The sequence below is a fragment of the Exiguobacterium sp. FSL W8-0210 genome (assembly GCF_038006045.1).
In the GTDB taxonomy this organism is placed as follows: Bacteria; Bacillota; Bacilli; order Exiguobacteriales; family Exiguobacteriaceae; genus Exiguobacterium_A.
Genome location: NZ_JBBOUK010000001.1, coordinates 2345208 through 2361677, shown reverse-complemented (window position 1 = coordinate 2361677; position 16470 = coordinate 2345208). Strand labels below are relative to the sequence as shown.

Below are 16470 nucleotides of genomic sequence, written 5' to 3'. Positions count from 1 at the left end.
AAAAGGAGGGAATATACGCATGTGGAAAAACGTGTTTGGTGTCTTACAGCGGATCGGTAAGGCCCTGATGTTACCGGTAGCGATTTTGCCGGCAGCGGGGCTATTGCTCGCGTTCGGGACAGCGTTTCAAAACCCGAACTTGACGCAATATTTACCGTTCCTCGAGAACGATTCGCTAGTCGTCATCTGGCGGGTCATGCAGGATGCGGGTGACATCATCTTTGCGAACCTTGGGTTACTGTTTGCCGTCGGGGTCGCGATTGGTCTTGCGAATGGGGAAGGGGTTGCCGGTCTAGCAGCCATCGTCGGTTTCTTGATCATGAACAAGGTCATCAGTTCATTCTTACAGATCACACCAGAAAAAATCACGGAAGCACAGAAAGCGAGTGACTTGTCGTATGCGACGGTCCTCGGGATACCGACCTTGCAAATGGGGGTATTTGGAGGGATCATTGCCGGTTTGATAGCAGCGTACAGTTATAATAAATTCTTTAAAATCAAACTGCCTGATTTCCTCGGATTCTTCGCAGGGAAACGTTTTGTTCCGATTGCAACTGCCTTATTTAGTCTTGTCGCCGGATTTGCCTTATCGTACATTTGGCCACCGATTGGAACAGGTATCAATACGTTCTCGAAAACAATCATCGAAGCGAACGAACCGTTGTCTGCCTTTATCTTTGGACTCGTCGAACGTTCATTGATTCCGTTTGGTCTTCACCATATCTGGTACTCAAGTTTCTGGTTCCAGTTCGGGGAATATACGGATAAAGCCGGAACAATCATCAATGGGGATCAGCGGATCTTCTTCGCACAGTTGAAGGACGGTGTACCATTTACGGCAGGGACATATATGACCGGGAAGTATCCATTCATGATGTTCGGTCTGCCAGCAGCCTGTCTTGCGATGTACCACACGGTCGCAAAAGATCGTCGTAAAGCCGTCGAAGGTCTTTATTTCTCAGCTGCGTTGACTTCTTTCCTGACTGGTATCACGGAGCCAGTCGAGTTCTCCTTCGTCTTCGTTGCACCACTCTTGTTTGCCGTTCACGCCGTCTTTGCTGGTCTTTCATTCATGATCATGGATTTACTGAACGTCAAGATCGGGATGACGTTCTCCGGTGGATTGATTGACTACACGTTATTCGGGATTCTACCGAACCGAACCTCGTGGTGGCTCGTCATTCCAGTCGGTCTTGTCTTCGCCGTCATCTATTACTTTGGATTCCGTTTCGTCATCACGAAGTTTGATCTAAAGATTCCGGGACGCGAAGCGATTAAAGAAGGTGCCGTTACCTCAACGGCACAAGCAGGCGATCTTCCGTATGAAATTCTACAAGCATTCGGTGGTCCATCAAACATTAAACATTTAGATGCTTGTATCACGCGTCTGCGGATTACGGTCAATGATAAATCAGGCGTCAACAAAGAGCGCTTGAAAGAACTTGGCGCTGCCGGTGTTCTTGAAGTCGGAGATAACGTCCAGGCGATCTTTGGACCGAAATCCGACGGGATCAAGACAGAGATGGCAGACATCATGAAAGATCCAAACTATAAACCGAAAGAGACACCAGAAGCAGATCCAATTCCACAAGTTCCAACGGGAGACGAAGCACGGACTTCTGGAACTACAGCAGATACCGGTCCACTCGCTGGGGATCGTGGCGGGGCTTACGTGCCTGAAGATGGATATGTTGCACCACTAAGCGGTATCATTCGTTCTCTCGATGATGTACCGGACCAAGTCTACTCCGGTCGCATGATGGGTGACGGATATGCGATCGAACCAACGGAAGGATATGTCGTCTCTCCGGTTTCTGGTGAGATCACGACGTTCTTCCCAACGAAACACGCGATCGGTATTCTTGCGGATAATGGAGATGAAATCTTAATCCACATCGGTATTGATACGGTGTCACTCGAAGGAAAAGGATTCGAGGCGTTGGCGAAAGCCGGCGATCGTGTCGAACCGGGGACACCACTTCTCAATGTCGATCTTGAACAAGTACGACCACTCGTACCATCATTACTGACGCCGATCATCGTCACGAACAGCGGCGATCGAAAAGTCGACGTTGATGTCGGACGGACGGTCGAAGCCGGAGAAGCGATTTCGTATCGAGTAGAGTAAAGAAGAAAAAGCGACGGATCGCCCTGAGCGATCCGTCTTTTTTGTGTGAAATGATCACAGAGCACATTTGATAATGAGATTTTGCACATATGATGATACAATGAGTTAGCTATTATAAGAGTTAGCTAATTTTTTGAGAAATGAGGTGCGTCGATGTCTTCGACTACAACAAAAACAAATACGACACCTGTCGTCATCGGATTATTGATTGGGATTTTAGTCGCGGCGATGGATAACACGATCGTTGCGACAGCGATGCCGACGATCGTCATTGAACTGAATGGGTTTGATCAGTATGCATGGGTCACGTCGGCTTACATGATCGCAACCGTTGCTGGGATGCCGATCTTCGGTAAACTGAGTGACATGTATGGAAGAAAACGCTTCTTCCTCTTTGGAATGCTCCTCTTCATGATCGGGAGTATCTTATGTGGAATGGCAGACTCGATCATTGAATTGTCTGCCTATCGTGCCTTGCAAGGACTTGGTGGTGGGGCGTTGATGCCGATTGCCTTTACAATCATCTTTGATATCTTCCCGCCGGAAAAACGGGGGAAAGTCAGTGGGTTGTTCGGAGCAGTTTTCGGTATCTCGAGTATCTTCGGACCATTGCTTGGGGCGTTATTGACGGATTCCCTCGACTGGCGCTGGGTGTTTTACATTAATATTCCACTTGGTTTGATTGCCCTTGGTCTTGTGACGGTCTTCTATCAGGAATCACCGATTCACCGGACGCAGAAAATCGACTATGTCGGTGCCTTGACGCTTGTCGCTGGACTAGTGTTATTCTTACTCGCACTTGAAATGGGTGGGAAGGAATATGCGTGGTCTTCGCCACAAATTCTTGGTCTGTTCGGAGCAGCACTCGTCGCGTTCCTTGCCTTCGCATTTGCTGAACGACGTGCTGCGGATCCCGTCATTACGTTCAGCCTGTTCCGCCGTCGTTTATTTGCAGCAACACAGGGCGTGGCGTTCTTTTATGGATTCGTCTTTATCTCGGCGAGTGTATTCATTCCAATCTTCGTGCAAGGTGTCTTTGGTGGCAGTGCGACGAACTCCGGTCTGATCCTGATGCCGATGTTGATCGCTTCAGTCATCTCGGCGCAACTTGGTGGACAGTTGCCGAACAAGTTTGGATTCCGGAACGTCATGATCGTCTCGGCGGTCTTCTTCCTACTCGGTGTCTATCTCCTTAGTACGATGACGCTTGAGACATCGCGGACAGCGGTAACGATTTATATGATCATTCTTGGCTTCGGTGTCGGCTTTAGTTTCTCTCTGTTGAATCTAGCGAGTATCAATGGCATCGAGATGCAACGTCGGGGCGCAGCGACCTCGATGGGCTCGACATTCCGGACAATCGGGATGACGCTTGGTGTCACGGTTCTCGGAATCATTCAATCACGGACGTTCACGTCGGCTGTAACGGATCGGTTGCCGCAAGACGGAGCGCCGTCCGGTGGACAGTTCCCAACGGCTGATGCGTTTGCGAAGATGCCACCAGAAGTTGCGACAGCAATCAAGACGTCGCTTGCAGAATCAATCTCAACCGTCTATTTCTGGGCGTTGATTCCAGCAGTACTCGGTGTCATCTTTATCTTCTTGATGGGGAATGAGCGTCCGATTCTGTCGGAACAAGCAACGCCAGCGAAGAAGAAACAAGTTCAATAATCACCGTTTTAACAACGTCTTCTTTCTTATTAAAAAGGGGCGTTGTTTTTTTGTTGAATTAGACAAAAAAAGACGAACCTGGATTGCTCCAGATTCGTCTGACAACACTTATTTTTTGATGTCGAATGTCGTGCTGAGGAAGTCGACGACTTCTTCTGCCGTATCCATATCGAGTACTTGCTCAACGATTGCTTCACACTCTGATTTGTTGAGGCGTGTCATCAAGCTACGTGCGCGAAGGACAGATGATGCTGACATCGAGAACTCATCGAGACCAAGACCAAGAAGGATTGGAAGAGCCAATTCTTCTCCTGCCATCTCACCACACATGCCGACCCATTTGCCTGCTTTGTGTGCTTCAGTGATGACGTTGTTCAAGAGGTTCAAGATCGCTGGGTTGAACGGTTGATACAGGTATGATACTTTTTCGTTCATCCGGTCTGCTGCCATCGTGTATTGAATCAAATCGTTCGTTCCGACAGAGAAGAAGTCGACTTCTTTTGCGAACTGACGAGCCATGACCGCTGTTGCTGGAATCTCGACCATCATACCGACTTCGATGTCTTCCGATACCGTGACGCCTTCAGCTTGGAGGTTTGCTTTCTCTTCAAGGAGAAGTGCTTTTGCAGCACGGAACTCTTCGATCGTTGCGATCATCGGGAACATGACAGCCAGTTTACCGTATGCACTCGCACGAAGAAGTGCGCGTAATTGCGTACGGAACAAATCTGTTTGATCGAGACAGAGACGAATCGCACGGTAACCGAGGAACGGGTTCATCTCGTGTGGGAGATCAAGGTACGACAATTCTTTATCGCCACCGATATCAAGTGTCCGGATAACGACTTTTTTATCGCCCATTGACTCGAGAACCGTTTTGTAAGCTGTGAACTGCTCGTCTTCCGTTGGGAACGTCTCTGCATCCATGTAAAGGAATTCCGTACGGTAGAGACCAACTGCTTCTGCACCGTTATCCAAAACGCCTTTGACATCGTTTGGTGTACCGATGTTTGCAGCGAGCTCGACGTGATGACCATCTGCCGTCATTGTTTTTTCGTTCTTGAGTTTTTTCCACTCTTCTTTTTGTGCGATGTATGCTGCACGTTTTGCTTCATACTCAGCCACCTGCTCTTCGCTTGGGTTGACGATGACGTCACCTTCTGCACCGTCAAGGATGATGAGATCGCCGTGTTTAACATCCGTCAAGACGACTTTTGTACCGACGACTGCTGGGATTTCGAGTGAACGTGACATGATGGCAGAGTGCGATGTCCGGCCACCAATGTTCGTTGCGAAACCTTTAGCATATTTACGGTTCAATTGAGCTGTATCTGAAGGAGTCAAGTCTTCCGCGATGATGATGACTTCTTCATTGATTTGAGCTGGAGTGACGAACGTGATACCGAGAAGGTGAGCCATCGTCCGTTTTGTGACGTCACGAACGTCTGCTGCACGTTCGCGCATGTATTCGTTATCCATTGATTCGAAAATCATGACCATCATGTTTGCGACTTCATCGAGTGCTTTTGCAGCATTTGCTTGCTCGTCCTCGATTTTTGCGTTCACCTGACTGACGATTTCCGGATCTTCTAAGATGAGAAGGTGAGCCGAGAAGATCTCCGCTTTATCTGGACCTAATTCTTGTAAGGTATTTTCACGAATGACTTCGAGTTCCGTCTTCGATTTTGCGATTGCCGCTTGGAAACGTTCTTTTTCCGCAGCTGCATCCTCGATTTTGTGCGATGGAATCTCAAAGACCGGTGTTTCCATCACGAATGCTTTTGCAATCGCGATCCCTGCAGAAGCGCCAATTCCCTTGATATGTTGTGCCATGTGCATTACCCTCTTTTCAGTAAGTTTTTTTAACGCGACGACTTCGTTTCTTAGCTATCTATAGATACCCATAAACGCCTCTCTCTTAACGAGCCTTCTGCGCACTCTCCCTTGAATGAAAACGTAGACATTTCCCGGAACAGCAAACGCATCGTTTCTTGAAGTGTCTCAACATTTCACCTGTATAATCCTATCATATTGTGAAACGGGCAACAATTGTTTGAAACCAAGCATTTCGACAAATTGTCGAACAGAAGTAGTGAAAGCGTTTGCGGTAAGTCGAGAGGCTATCAGTTGGAAAATGACTGAAAACACTTCATACTAATAGATACTAGTCAAAGGGGGAGTTTTATATGCAAACGAATCAATCCGTAGATGTACTCGTTGTCGGGATTTCTGGAAATCAACCGCTCGATGAACGGTTACAAGCACTGTATGGTGACAAACTAGAAGAGTGGGTTCGCCAAGGTGATATCTCAACGAAACGCGGAGAACTGCGTCTATTGCCAACATTAACGGGCGACATCGCGCGTGTGCTGTTCGTCGGGCTCGGGAAAGTCGATCAGCTCTCACAAGACGAGTTACGTCGCTTGCTCGGAAAAGCGGCACAGCATGTCAAAGCACGTCGCTTAGAACATGTCACAGTTGATGCAACAACATTCCCAGGGCAACCAGTCGAGCTGATTGCTGAGACATTCACCCTCGCTACATATGAGGTCAAACATTATAAGACGTCGCCTTCGAAAGCGTACACGTTACAACTGACGGTCTTACCTTCTGATGACGAAGCCGTCCTTCGTGGTACGGTCTTAGGTGAAGCGACGAACTTAGCGCGTCGTCTCGTAACGATGCCCGGGAATCTTTTGACGGCGCCAGCGCTTGCCGACGAAGCACGTTTCATCGCGGAACGTCATGGGCATGATCTCCGGATCATCGATAAGGAAGAGATGGAAGCACTCGGGATGGGCGCCTTGCTTGCTGTCAACCAAGGATCCGTCATTCCACCGAAATTGATCGTCCTTGAATATAAAGGATCAGCAGAAGCACCGATCGCGGTCGTCGGGAAGGGCGTCACGTTCGATACAGGTGGTTATTCCATCAAACCGAAAGACGGGATCGTCGGAATGAAAGGTGATATGGGGGGCGCAGCAGCCGTTCTCGGCTTATTCGAAGCACTCGGTCAACTGAAGCCAGATGTTCACGTCATCGGTGTCATTCCGGCAACGGACAATATGATTTCAGGGGATGCCTTCAAGCCGGATGATGTCATCACGTCGATGGCAGGAAAAACGATTGAAGTCTTGAACACGGATGCGGAAGGACGGCTTGTCCTCGCTGACGCAGTCACGTACGTCAAAGAGTATCAACCCAAAGCGATCATCGATCTCGCAACGTTGACAGGTGGTGTCCTTGTCGCGCTTGGAACAGAAATCACAGGTGCGTTGACGAACGATGCGTCACTTTACGAACGCTTTGAACAGGTGACGAAAGAGACGAATGAGATGGTCTGGCAAATGCCGTATGTCGATGCGTTCATTAAACAAGTCCGCCGTTCGGAAGTCGCAGACTTGAACAACTCACCAGGACGCATGGGACATATGATCTTCGGTGGTGCGTTTGTCGGTGAATTCGTCGGTGACACACCATGGTTGCACCTCGATATCGCGGGAACATCGGAACAGAATCAAGCGTCTGAGATTGGTCCAAAAGGAGCAACGGGTGTCATGGTTCGTAGTCTGTATCGATTCGTCGAGCAAGAAAAATGAGACGCTGGAATTTACTCGGTGTCTTGTTGACGATTCTTGCCGTCGTCTGGTACTTGGATGCGCGTGATCGTCTATCGCTCGGTCTCGCGACGTTCATCGGTATCTTCACCGTCTTATCACTACTGCGTTCTTTCCGGGAGAAGACGAATGCACGTCATCGGAATTGATGCGGCAAAGGCGGGGTGGGTCGTCGTTATGTACGAAAACGGTCGTTACACGGGATCGGTCGAACCGACGCTTGCAAATATTCCTAGAGCTGACCGGATTTGGATCGACATGCCGATTGGTTTAACGGAAGGACGACGCGAAACGGATCAGTTATTGCGACAGGAACTACGACCTGGGCGGACGAGCAGTGTCTTTAATGCACCGTTCCTTAGTGCGCTGACAGCTTCTACCTATATGGAAGCAAATGATTTAGCCAAACAACATGCGGGGATCGGGCTTTCGAAACAAGCATGGTACCTCTTACCGAAAATCCGAGAAGTCCGCAGCGTATATCGAACGGAGATGATCGAAGCACATCCGGAAGTCTGTTTCGCGCGACTCGCCGGTCATCCGGCACGTTTTTCAAAGAAGACGACCGAAGGCATTGCGGAACGGATTGAATTGCTCGAGCGTTTTGATTGCCCTCCGCTTTGGGAACAGCGTCAGCCGCATGTTGCGATCGATGATTGGCTCGACGCTTGTCTGCTTGCGACAGGTGCCCGTTTCCCATGTGATTACTTGCCGGCGAGTCGACCAGTGGATACGGAAGGATATCCGTTACATGCGGCTGTACCAAAAAAATCACCCTCACCGAAATGGTGTGGGTGATCCTTTGACGAAGTCCCAGATATAATGGAAAATCTGGGCGTTGTAGAGTGCTTTTAAGATGACAGCGATCAATGGTCCGAGAATCAGTCCGAAGACACCGAAGAATTGAATTCCGACGAACAGCGCGATCAATGCCGTGATCGGTTGAATCCCGATGTTGTCGCCGACGATTTTTGGTTCCATGATGTTGCGTTGAAGAATGACGAGGGCGTAGAGAATACCGAGTCCGATTGCAAGAGTCGTATCGCCCGTGATGATCGAGTAGGTGATCCAAGGCAGGAAGACGGAACCGGTACCGAGATACGGTAAAATATCAAAAAAGGCAGCAATAAACGCAACTGCAAACGGATGCTCGACACCAATGATGAACAAACCGATCAAGACGATGAAGAACGTGATCGTGATCAAGGTGAGCTGTGCTTTGAGATAGCCGAATAAGGCAGATCGTAAGCTCAGGAAGACCGACTCGAAACGAGCGAACCAAGGGAGCATCTCATAACGTTTCAATCGCATCTCGTACCGGTGCCAATCTTTTGCGATGAAAAACCAGGCAAGTAAGACGATGACGAAAATCAATGCAATCGATGGTAATGTCGCAAGGATCGTCTGCAACATCATGGCGATACTTTTTGATCCTTCGCCAATCGCACTCGCAAGTGAACTACCGAGGGATTGGATACTGTTTTGAACCGTATTTTGTTGCGATGGTTCCAGTGAACGTAAGGCTTCCGAAGCATCGTTCCAGATGGGTGCCAGTTTTTCGTTGTACAGCTTTTGAAAATACAGGCTTAACTCTTGAATTTGCGCCGGTAATTGATTGGCGACGAACACAAGACCACGTATTAACTGCATGATGATCAAGGCGAGCGAACCAACTAATAAGCCACTGATCAAAATGATGGACAACAACGCACCCCATCCGCGAGTGATTCGTAACCGCTTTTGGAAAAAATCGACGAGTGGTCGACTCAAAAGGGCAAGCAGAAACGCAAAGACAAACGGATACAAAATGGACGATAGGCGGATGAGTAACCATCCACCAACTAAGAAGGCGAAGATCACCGTCAGGAACCGGGCCATTTGCCAAAGACGTTCAGTCGACACAAGCAACACCTCTTACTGGATTATGTAGAATTAATTGATATCATCATATCATGTTTAGATAGGTTACGAGTCATTCAAAAGGAGGAGATCTCGATGCGTAAAAGAGAAATTGGACTAATTGCTGCGTTGATTGCTGCGACATCTGTCGTAATCCGGGAATGGAAGAAAAACCAGGCATTTACGCAACACGTTAAACAGGAGACAGAAATGCACGTACGCCAGGCAATCGTGGAGGGTCAGACCGATGGAACAGATGAAGACACTGCAACAAAAGGTTGATGCGACGATTCGCTCACTCGGCGGTTATTTTCGACCGTTGTCTGGTCTCGCACGCCTGACGGAAGAAGTCGGTGAGGTCGGTGAAGCACTGGAACAAAATGATTTAGAAGCCCTTCGCTTGGAGCTGGTCGATGTCTTGATGATCTCGACCTGCCTTGCGAATCAATACGTGGCGGATCTTGCAACACAGCATGAGACGCTTGATACAGCAAACGATGATCAAGACGGTTCGTTTTATCGACTCGTGCATGAGGCCGGACAAATCGCACGTGTCATGAACGGATATGAAGGCGATAAACCGCCGAAAGCGAAAGATACGATTGTTCCGATTGGTCATTCCTTAGCACGTCTGCAACGCGAATTGTTTCGGTTAGCACGACCACTTCAACTGGATTTACTGACAGAAATCGACCGGACGAATGAAAAGAATCTGAAGCGGGATAAAACACGCTTCGCGTTGACGCGTGATCCCATCACGGAAGAGACGATTGATCATTTCCGAAGTGCGACAGGAAGCGAGGCACGCCTCTGGGGAGCCCCTGTGTACGAGGAGAACCAAACGATCGAGGATAACATGGAAGCAGCATTGCCGTCACTCCGGCGTTTCCTCCGATGTGCGTCGATTGAGGGGATCGAGGCATTCGTCTTCGAAGCACCGATGGAACGCTCGCGTAGTTTGGTTGAAGTGAAAGAACTAGCGGACGAAATGGGACGCTTGATCAAAGAGCGGACACCGCTTGACTTCAAGGATTCACCGTATCGCTTAGAAGTCTTTGCGCCACAACTCGGTCCGATCTCGCCGTATCACGCAGAAGACGATCATCGGATGTTCCTTGTTCTCTATATCGATTAAATAAATAAGGGACTGACTCAAAAAAGAATGACACGTCTTTTCACGCCCTTTCCTCAGGCGAGACACAAGCCAGTTTTCCTGCTTCATTCAAGCAGGAAAGCGGGTCTTGATTGTCTCTGACAGCGCAAATGCGCTTTTTCCTGTAGGAGTGGCGTGTGACGGGTTATTCTTTTTGTTACGAGATAAGGGTGGCAGATTATCATTCTGCTACCCTTATCTTGTGGAGATTGACTTTTGAGTCAACCTTTTATTTTTAATGTGAACGAGACGATGCTGCCTCATCTTGAGTCTGCCATTTTTTCATGAAGCGCTGAATGCGAGCGATCGCTTCTTGGAGTTGTTCAATCGAACTTGCATAACTTGCCCGGACATAACCTTCACCGCTTGCTCCGAAGACAGATCCTGGAACGACGGCGACGCGCTCAGCGAGTAGCAGTTGCTCAGCAAACTGTTCACTCGTCAGTCCGGTATGACCGATGTACGGAAAGGCATAGAAAGCGCCACCTGGTAAGTGTGTCGGAAGACCCGCATCGTTTAGCGCCTTAACGAAGTAGTTCCGGCGTTGCCGATAACTCGTCACCATGTCAGGGACCGTCTTATGACGAGAACGCAGTGCTTCAATGCCCGCGAATTGAACGAGTGTCGGGGCACACATCATGCCGTATTGATGGACCTTCAGCATCGATTGCGTGATTGCAGGTGGTGCACAAGTGAAACCAAGCCGCCAGCCTGTCATCGCGAAGGCTTTCGAGAAGCCGTTGATGATGATCGTCCGCTCCCGCATTCCGGGAAGGGTCGCGAAGCAGATCGCTTCCGTTTCGTAGGAAAGTTCCGCATAGATCTCGTCACTGATGACATATAGATCATGCTTTTGGACGAGTAACGCTAGGTCCGCTAATTGATCACGCGACATCGTCGAGCCTGTCGGATTCGATGGGAAACAGAAAATGATCGCTTTCGTCTTATCTGTTAGCAACTGTTCGATCGTTTCCGGTTGAATCGCAAAACCATCTTCTGCGTGACACGCAGCAGCGACGGGAATGCCTCCAGCAAGTTCAATCAAAGGGGCATACGAGACGAATGCCGGTTCAACAACGATGACTTCATCTCCTGGATTGATCAAACTACGAAACGCAAGGTCGAGTCCTTCTGAGGCACCGGTCGTGACGATGATCTCTTCCGTCGTTGAATAGGAGATAGCGAATTTTTCTTGCATGTAAGTTGCAATTTCTTGACGTAGTTCTAGTAAGCCGGCGTTGGCACTATACGCTGTATAGCCTTGTTCGAGTGCTGCGAAGCTCGCTTCGCGAACATTCCATGGCGTGACGAAATCAGGTTCGCCGACACCAAGGGAGATGACATCTTCCATCGATCCTGCTAAATCAAAGAAACGACGGATGCCGGATGGGGCTAGCTGTTCGACACGTTCAGATAGAGACTTCATGGAGACACCTTCAATCGTTTGTCGTCATCATCCTGACTGAAGAGGACACCGTCGTGCTTGTAGGTCTTCAAGCGGAAATGGGTCGTCGTCGAGATGACGGAGTCGAGCGTCGATAATTTTTCCGAGACGAATTGAGAGACTTCTTGTAGCGATTTGCCATCAAGAACGACTTGTAAGTCATATGCGCCTGACATCAAATAGAGGGACGTCACTTCCGGGAAACGATGGATCCGCTCCGCTACCTCGTCAAAACCGCGTCCACGTTTCGGTGTGACTTTGACATCGATGAAAGCCGTCACGCCATGATGGGCATGAATCTTTTGCCAGTCGATGACAGCAGTGTAACCGAGTAGGACACCGTCGCGTTTGAATGTCTCAATCGAAGCGGCTACTTCTGACGCTTCCCAGTCGAGCATTTGCGCAAGCAAGTCCAAGTCCATCGGACCATTTTGTGTTAATAATGCTAATAATTCGAGTTGTTTTTCGGTGTACATGGGATCACTCACTTTCTGTCAATTGACCATTGAAGGTACGGCGGGTCTGGCGCAATCGTTCGCGTCGCTCAGCCTGGACGATATGGAAGTTCTTCATTTCATTTGTCGGAAGTTGGTGTTTTTCAACGAGGCGTTCAAAAAAGACGCGTCGCGCTGCATCCTGACGTGCGGATTCATGATTACCTGATGGATTGAAAGCATATAAGACGGTCGCGCGCGCCGGGTGCAGTATTAAATGATCCTTGCCGACGCGTAAAATCCAGTCCCAGTCCCAGTAATTGAAGACGTCTTCGTCAAACAGACCAAGTTGATCGTGGAGCGATTTACGGTAGAGCGACCCGGACGGAATATATGTCGAGTCTTCTCGAATCGTCTCCGGATCGTACGGATATGCGAACGGCTCAGAATCAAGTGCGATCCGATGATCGCCTTCCCAGCGATACGTAAAGAGTTCCGCGTCCGTATAGGTGAGATCAGCACCAGCTTCGAGATCGCCGACCGCTTCTTCGAGGTGACTCGGTAATAAGAGGTCGTCGTCGTCATGAAGTAAGATATACCGACCGGAAGCGAGCGTGACACCATGATTTCGAGCACGAACATGATGGTTTTCAGGTAACGCGACATAGGTCAGTTGAAGACGGTCCTGATAGGCAGCCGTCACTGCTGAGATATCGTCTCCATTATTGTTTAAGACGATGACTTCGAAGTCTTGATAGTGTTGACGCGTCAATGCTTCTAGCGCTTCTGCTAATTCACGAGGACGATTATACGTCGGAATGATGATGGATACGGTTGGCATCAGTGATCGCTCCTTGAACAAAGACACCTGTCCAGGAACAGGTGTCTTCTGGTTTTTTACATGTTTGCTTCAATACGTGGTAGCAGTTCGTTCCATTCTGCTTCTGGTTCTTTCGTAACCGTCACGAAGTCGCCATAAGCGAACAGATTGTCGATGCCATCAAGGGCGATCAGTGATGCGAGCAACGCATCTTCAGGTGTATCTTCTTTTTTGACACTCGTACTTTTAGCACCGAAGCGCTGTTCTTCAAGCGTGATTTTGACGGAATTCGGATTTGGTGTGTAATCGACTTGCATGAGGTAAGCTCCTTTCAACGTACATCCATGTTTAGATGATAGGTATTACTTTCAGTATCATTAGTTTGAAATTTAGCAGTTTATAATAAAGTAATTTGCTTGAGTAATCTAACTTGATTATAAACTTTCAATAAGTTTAGTATAGCAGATATCTCAAGGATACATTTTGTTCACTTAGTATTCCCGAATGATTTTTTTTGTTTTGATATTAAACTAAAAACTTACTTGAATTACAAACGATTATGGCAGTTATAAAAAAAGTGAAAAAACGATTGTTCATAATCAGTTCGAATGAACTTGAAAATAAAATATTTTCTTATTTTATGATATCTTAATGTGACGTTAAATCGCTCTGTGAAGGGGAGAGGCAAAACGGTATTTCGCTATCCTCTCTCACTTTAAAAAAGTCAAGGTTTGTATAAAAAAAAATCTACGTTTAATCTACATATTGTATCTTGAAGACGAATTACAGTTTATTAGGGTCAATATATAGAGAAATGTGTTTAAAGACCGTCATGACCGGATATATAGTGATAAAAACACTATATATCCGGTCATGACGGGTTCTCTTTGTAGCGGTACTTAAATTTATAATTCATATAAATAAATTGTTTTGTATTTTAAAAAAATTTATTTATGAATTTTAAAAACTGTAATGTCGTCTGGCGACTTATTTTTACGAACAGAAGGAGTGGTTCATAGTGGCATCTCCACTGAATACAGCACGCATCTTTAAGGGTGCAATGACAATAGAAGATGTATATGTCGTGATTAGACAAGCAACGGAAACGTATCCGGAGCTTGATATCGACCGCTATACTGAACGTGCCATCCGAGCGCTTGAAGGAAAATCCCTACAAGCCGATCAAGTCTATGAACTGTTAACGATGCACGCACTCGATATGTTAAAGGCAGAAGAGCCGAACTGGACATTCGTAGCGACAGCGACTTACTTAAATCGGTTATACCTTGAAGCAGGTGAAAATCGCGGATATGCAGCAGAAGAACGGTATGGTTCGCTGTATACGCTGATTGAAAAACTGACAGAGATCGGCATCTTCACGAAACATTTACTAGATGCGTATTCGAAGGAAGACATCAACGAACTGTCGGCAACGATCGATCCATCCCGCGACCACTTGTTCACATACATTGGTCTTCGAACATTGGCAGACCGGTATCTCGCACGTGATCACGTCAAAAACTTGTACGAGCTACCACAAGAACGGTTCATGGTCATCGCGATGACACTGATGCAGAACGAACCGAAGGAACGTCGTTTAGAACTCGTCAAAGAGTCTTACTGGGCATTGTCGAATCTCTACATGACAGTTGCGACTCCGACACTTTCGAATGCTGGTAAGTCTTACGGTCAACTTTCTTCATGTTTCATCGATACAGTCGATGATTCGCTACGCGGCATCTACGACTCGAATACGGACGTGGCGACACTTTCTAAAGGTGGCGGCGGCATCGGCGTCTACATGGGTAAGATTCGCTCACGCGGCTCAGACATCAAAGGATTCAAAGGTGTCTCAAGCGGTGTCATCCCGTGGATGAAACAATTGAACAACACAGCAGTCAGCGTCGATCAGCTCGGTATGCGCCAAGGATCGATCGCGGTGTACCTCGACATCTGGCATAAAGATATCCTCGAATTCCTGGACGCGAAGCTCAATAATGGGGATGAGCGACTTCGGACACACGACTTGTTCACAGGTGTCAACTTACCGGACCGCTTCATGCGTGCCGTCGAAGCACGAGAAGACTGGCATTTGTTTGACCCACATGAAATTCGTACCGTTATGGGCTTCAGCCTTGAAGATTACTTCGATGAGACGGAACAAGGGGGCAGCTTCACGGAACGATACGAAGCGTGTGTCAACGAACCGCGTCTCAGCAAAAAAACAGTTCCGGCAATCGATCTCGTCAAACGCTACATGCGTTCGCAACTCGAGACCGGGACGCCATATATGTTCTTCCGTGACGCCGTTAACCGTGCGAACCCGAATAAACATGCAGGGATGATCTACTCGTCAAACCTTTGCTCGGAAATCATGCAGAACATGAGCCCGACGACCGTGACGGAAGAATACACGGAAGACGGTAAGATCATCGTCACGAAGACACCAGGGGACTTCGTCGTCTGTAACTTGTCATCGATCGCACTTGCGCGTGCAGTTCGTTCTGACGTCCTCGAGCGATTGATTCCGATTCAAATGCGGATGCTTGATAACGTCATCGACTTGAATACGATCGATGTCCCGCAAGCACAATTGACGAATCAAAAATACCGTGCCGTTGGTCTTGGGACGTTCGGTTGGCACCATCTACTCGCACTCGAAGGCATCCGTTGGGAATCGGTCGAAGCGGTACAATACGCAGACCGTCTTTACGAGAAGATCGCTTACTTGACGATCGATGCGTCGATGCAACTTGCGAAAGAGAAGGGCGCGTACCGTCTCTTCGAAGGTTCGGAATGGCAAACAGGAGAGTACATCAAACGTCGCCACTACAAAACGACGGATGAACTCGATTGGGATCGTCTCCAAGCCGACATCACGGCGTATGGAATGCGTAACGCATACTTGATGGCAGTCGCACCGAACTCATCGACGGCGATCATTGCGGGTAGTACAGCATCGATTGATCCAATCTACAAAAAAGTTTACTCGGAAGAGAAGAAAAACTATAAGATTCCAGTCACTGTTCCAGATTTGACACCGGAAACGAACTGGTTCTATAAATCAGCGTTTGAGATTGACCAGCTATGGAGCATTCGTCAAAATGCTTCGCGTCAGCGTCACATCGACCAAGCGATCAGTTTCAATCTGTACGTGAAAAATAACGTCAAGGCGAAAGAATTACTCGAGATGCACATGGAAGCATGGCAACTCGGGATGAAGACGATCTACTACACGCGTTCGACGACGGTTGAGATCGACGAATGTGAATCGTGTTCATCATAAGATAAGGAGGACGATATC

General features: G+C 48.1%; 14 protein-coding genes. 8 read left to right on the top strand and 6 right to left on the bottom strand.

Annotation, left to right across the window (positions count from 1 at the left end; translation table 11 throughout):
• The first annotated feature begins 19 nt into the window (after nucleotides 1–19).
• Nucleotides 20–2128, top strand: coding sequence for a glucose-specific PTS transporter subunit IIBC (gene ptsG / locus MKY22_RS12320; RefSeq protein ID WP_341088970.1), 2109 nt, complete (start codon nucleotides 20–22; stop codon nucleotides 2126–2128).
• Between the two features lie 153 nt (nucleotides 2129–2281).
• Nucleotides 2282–3799, top strand: a complete 1518-nt coding sequence (locus tag MKY22_RS12315; RefSeq protein ID WP_341088969.1) for an MDR family MFS transporter — start codon at nucleotides 2282–2284, stop codon at nucleotides 3797–3799.
• A 108-nt stretch (nucleotides 3800–3907) separates the two neighbouring features.
• Here the strand turns inward: MKY22_RS12315 and ptsP are convergent, their stop codons facing one another.
• The gene (ptsP, locus tag MKY22_RS12310) at nucleotides 3908–5632 is read right to left on the bottom strand and encodes a phosphoenolpyruvate--protein phosphotransferase (protein WP_341088968.1); all 1725 of its coding nucleotides are present in this window, start codon (nucleotides 5630–5632) and stop codon (nucleotides 3908–3910) included.
• Between the two features lie 353 nt (nucleotides 5633–5985).
• On the opposite strand from ptsP, the gene MKY22_RS12305 reads away from it, so the two are divergent.
• From MKY22_RS12305 to MKY22_RS12295, 3 genes are read left to right on the top strand one after another with little or no spacing between them, the layout of a single operon-like run.
• Nucleotides 5986–7398: a leucyl aminopeptidase gene (locus MKY22_RS12305; protein WP_341088967.1), complete on the top strand. Its 1413-nt coding sequence runs from the start codon at nucleotides 5986–5988 to the stop codon at nucleotides 7396–7398.
• On the top strand, nucleotides 7395–7565 hold the full coding sequence (locus tag MKY22_RS12300) for a hypothetical protein (protein WP_158513350.1): 171 nt from the start codon (nucleotides 7395–7397) through the stop codon (nucleotides 7563–7565). Before MKY22_RS12305 ends, MKY22_RS12300 begins: the two co-directional genes overlap by 4 nt.
• Entirely contained in the window at nucleotides 7546–8214 is a 669-nt protein-coding gene (locus MKY22_RS12295) for a DUF429 domain-containing protein (protein ID WP_341088966.1), read from the top strand. The genes MKY22_RS12300 and MKY22_RS12295 overlap by 20 nt, the downstream gene beginning before the upstream one ends.
• Here MKY22_RS12295 and ytvI read toward each other — a convergent pair.
• A complete protein-coding gene (ytvI, locus tag MKY22_RS12290; RefSeq protein ID WP_341088965.1) occupies nucleotides 8194–9318 on the bottom strand; it encodes a sporulation integral membrane protein YtvI in 1125 nt (374 codons plus the stop codon). The genes MKY22_RS12295 and ytvI overlap by 21 nt on opposite strands.
• Before the next feature lie 93 nt (nucleotides 9319–9411).
• On the opposite strand from ytvI, the gene MKY22_RS12285 reads away from it, so the two are divergent.
• Together MKY22_RS12285 and MKY22_RS12280 are read left to right on the top strand one after the other, a co-directional pair.
• On the top strand, nucleotides 9412–9597 hold the full coding sequence (locus tag MKY22_RS12285; protein WP_290779135.1) for a hypothetical protein: 186 nt from the start codon (nucleotides 9412–9414) through the stop codon (nucleotides 9595–9597).
• The gene (locus MKY22_RS12280; RefSeq protein ID WP_341088964.1) at nucleotides 9563–10450 is read left to right on the top strand and encodes a MazG nucleotide pyrophosphohydrolase domain-containing protein; all 888 of its coding nucleotides are present in this window, start codon (nucleotides 9563–9565) and stop codon (nucleotides 10448–10450) included. Before MKY22_RS12285 ends, MKY22_RS12280 begins: the two co-directional genes overlap by 35 nt.
• 253 nt (nucleotides 10451–10703) lie before the next feature.
• On the opposite strand, the gene MKY22_RS12275 is transcribed toward MKY22_RS12280, so the two are convergent.
• Genes MKY22_RS12275 through MKY22_RS12260 form a run of 4 tightly spaced genes read right to left on the bottom strand, consistent with a single transcriptional unit; the run spans nucleotide 10704 to nucleotide 13483 of the window.
• The gene (locus MKY22_RS12275; protein ID WP_341088963.1) at nucleotides 10704–11894 is read right to left on the bottom strand and encodes an aminotransferase; all 1191 of its coding nucleotides are present in this window, start codon (nucleotides 11892–11894) and stop codon (nucleotides 10704–10706) included.
• Entirely contained in the window at nucleotides 11891–12388 is a 498-nt protein-coding gene (locus tag MKY22_RS12270) for an Lrp/AsnC family transcriptional regulator (RefSeq protein ID WP_023469120.1), read from the bottom strand. The genes MKY22_RS12275 and MKY22_RS12270 overlap by 4 nt, the downstream gene beginning before the upstream one ends.
• Before the next feature lie 4 nt (nucleotides 12389–12392).
• On the bottom strand, nucleotides 12393–13187 hold the full coding sequence (locus tag MKY22_RS12265; protein WP_290779145.1) for a glycosyltransferase family 2 protein: 795 nt from the start codon (nucleotides 13185–13187) through the stop codon (nucleotides 12393–12395).
• Nucleotides 13188–13243: 56 nt separating this feature from the next.
• Nucleotides 13244–13483: a NifU N-terminal domain-containing protein gene (locus MKY22_RS12260; RefSeq protein WP_023469118.1), complete on the bottom strand. Its 240-nt coding sequence runs from the start codon at nucleotides 13481–13483 to the stop codon at nucleotides 13244–13246.
• A 701-nt stretch (nucleotides 13484–14184) separates the two neighbouring features.
• Between MKY22_RS12260 and MKY22_RS12255 the strand changes: the two genes are divergently transcribed.
• A complete protein-coding gene (locus MKY22_RS12255; RefSeq protein WP_023469117.1) occupies nucleotides 14185–16452 on the top strand; it encodes a ribonucleoside-diphosphate reductase subunit alpha in 2268 nt (755 codons plus the stop codon).
• Nucleotides 16453–16470: the final 18 nt, after the last annotated feature.

What these genes read in the sequence shown, in the direction of transcription:
- MKY22_RS12285 (WP_290779135.1), top strand. Translation starts at nt 9,412, where the DNA reads ATGCGTAAAAGAGAAATTGGACTAATTGCTGCGTTGATTGCTGCGACA.
- MKY22_RS12260 (WP_023469118.1), bottom strand. Translation starts at nt 13,483, where the DNA reads ATGCAAGTCGATTACACACCAAATCCGAATTCCGTCAAAATCACGCTT.
- ptsP (WP_341088968.1), bottom strand. Translation starts at nt 5,632, where the DNA reads ATGGCACAACATATCAAGGGAATTGGCGCTTCTGCAGGGATCGCGATT.
- MKY22_RS12315 (WP_341088969.1), top strand. Translation starts at nt 2,282, where the DNA reads ATGTCTTCGACTACAACAAAAACAAATACGACACCTGTCGTCATCGGA.
- MKY22_RS12270 (WP_023469120.1), bottom strand. Translation starts at nt 12,388, where the DNA reads ATGTACACCGAAAAACAACTCGAATTATTAGCATTATTAACACAAAAT.
- MKY22_RS12265 (WP_290779145.1), bottom strand. Translation starts at nt 13,187, where the DNA reads ATGCCAACCGTATCCATCATCATTCCGACGTATAATCGTCCTCGTGAA.
- MKY22_RS12300 (WP_158513350.1), top strand. Translation starts at nt 7,395, where the DNA reads ATGAGACGCTGGAATTTACTCGGTGTCTTGTTGACGATTCTTGCCGTC.
- MKY22_RS12275 (WP_341088963.1), bottom strand. Translation starts at nt 11,894, where the DNA reads ATGAAGTCTCTATCTGAACGTGTCGAACAGCTAGCCCCATCCGGCATC.
- MKY22_RS12295 (WP_341088966.1), top strand. Translation starts at nt 7,546, where the DNA reads ATGCACGTCATCGGAATTGATGCGGCAAAGGCGGGGTGGGTCGTCGTT.
- ptsG (WP_341088970.1), top strand. Translation starts at nt 20, where the DNA reads ATGTGGAAAAACGTGTTTGGTGTCTTACAGCGGATCGGTAAGGCCCTG.
- MKY22_RS12305 (WP_341088967.1), top strand. Translation starts at nt 5,986, where the DNA reads ATGCAAACGAATCAATCCGTAGATGTACTCGTTGTCGGGATTTCTGGA.
- MKY22_RS12280 (WP_341088964.1), top strand. Translation starts at nt 9,563, where the DNA reads ATGGAACAGATGAAGACACTGCAACAAAAGGTTGATGCGACGATTCGC.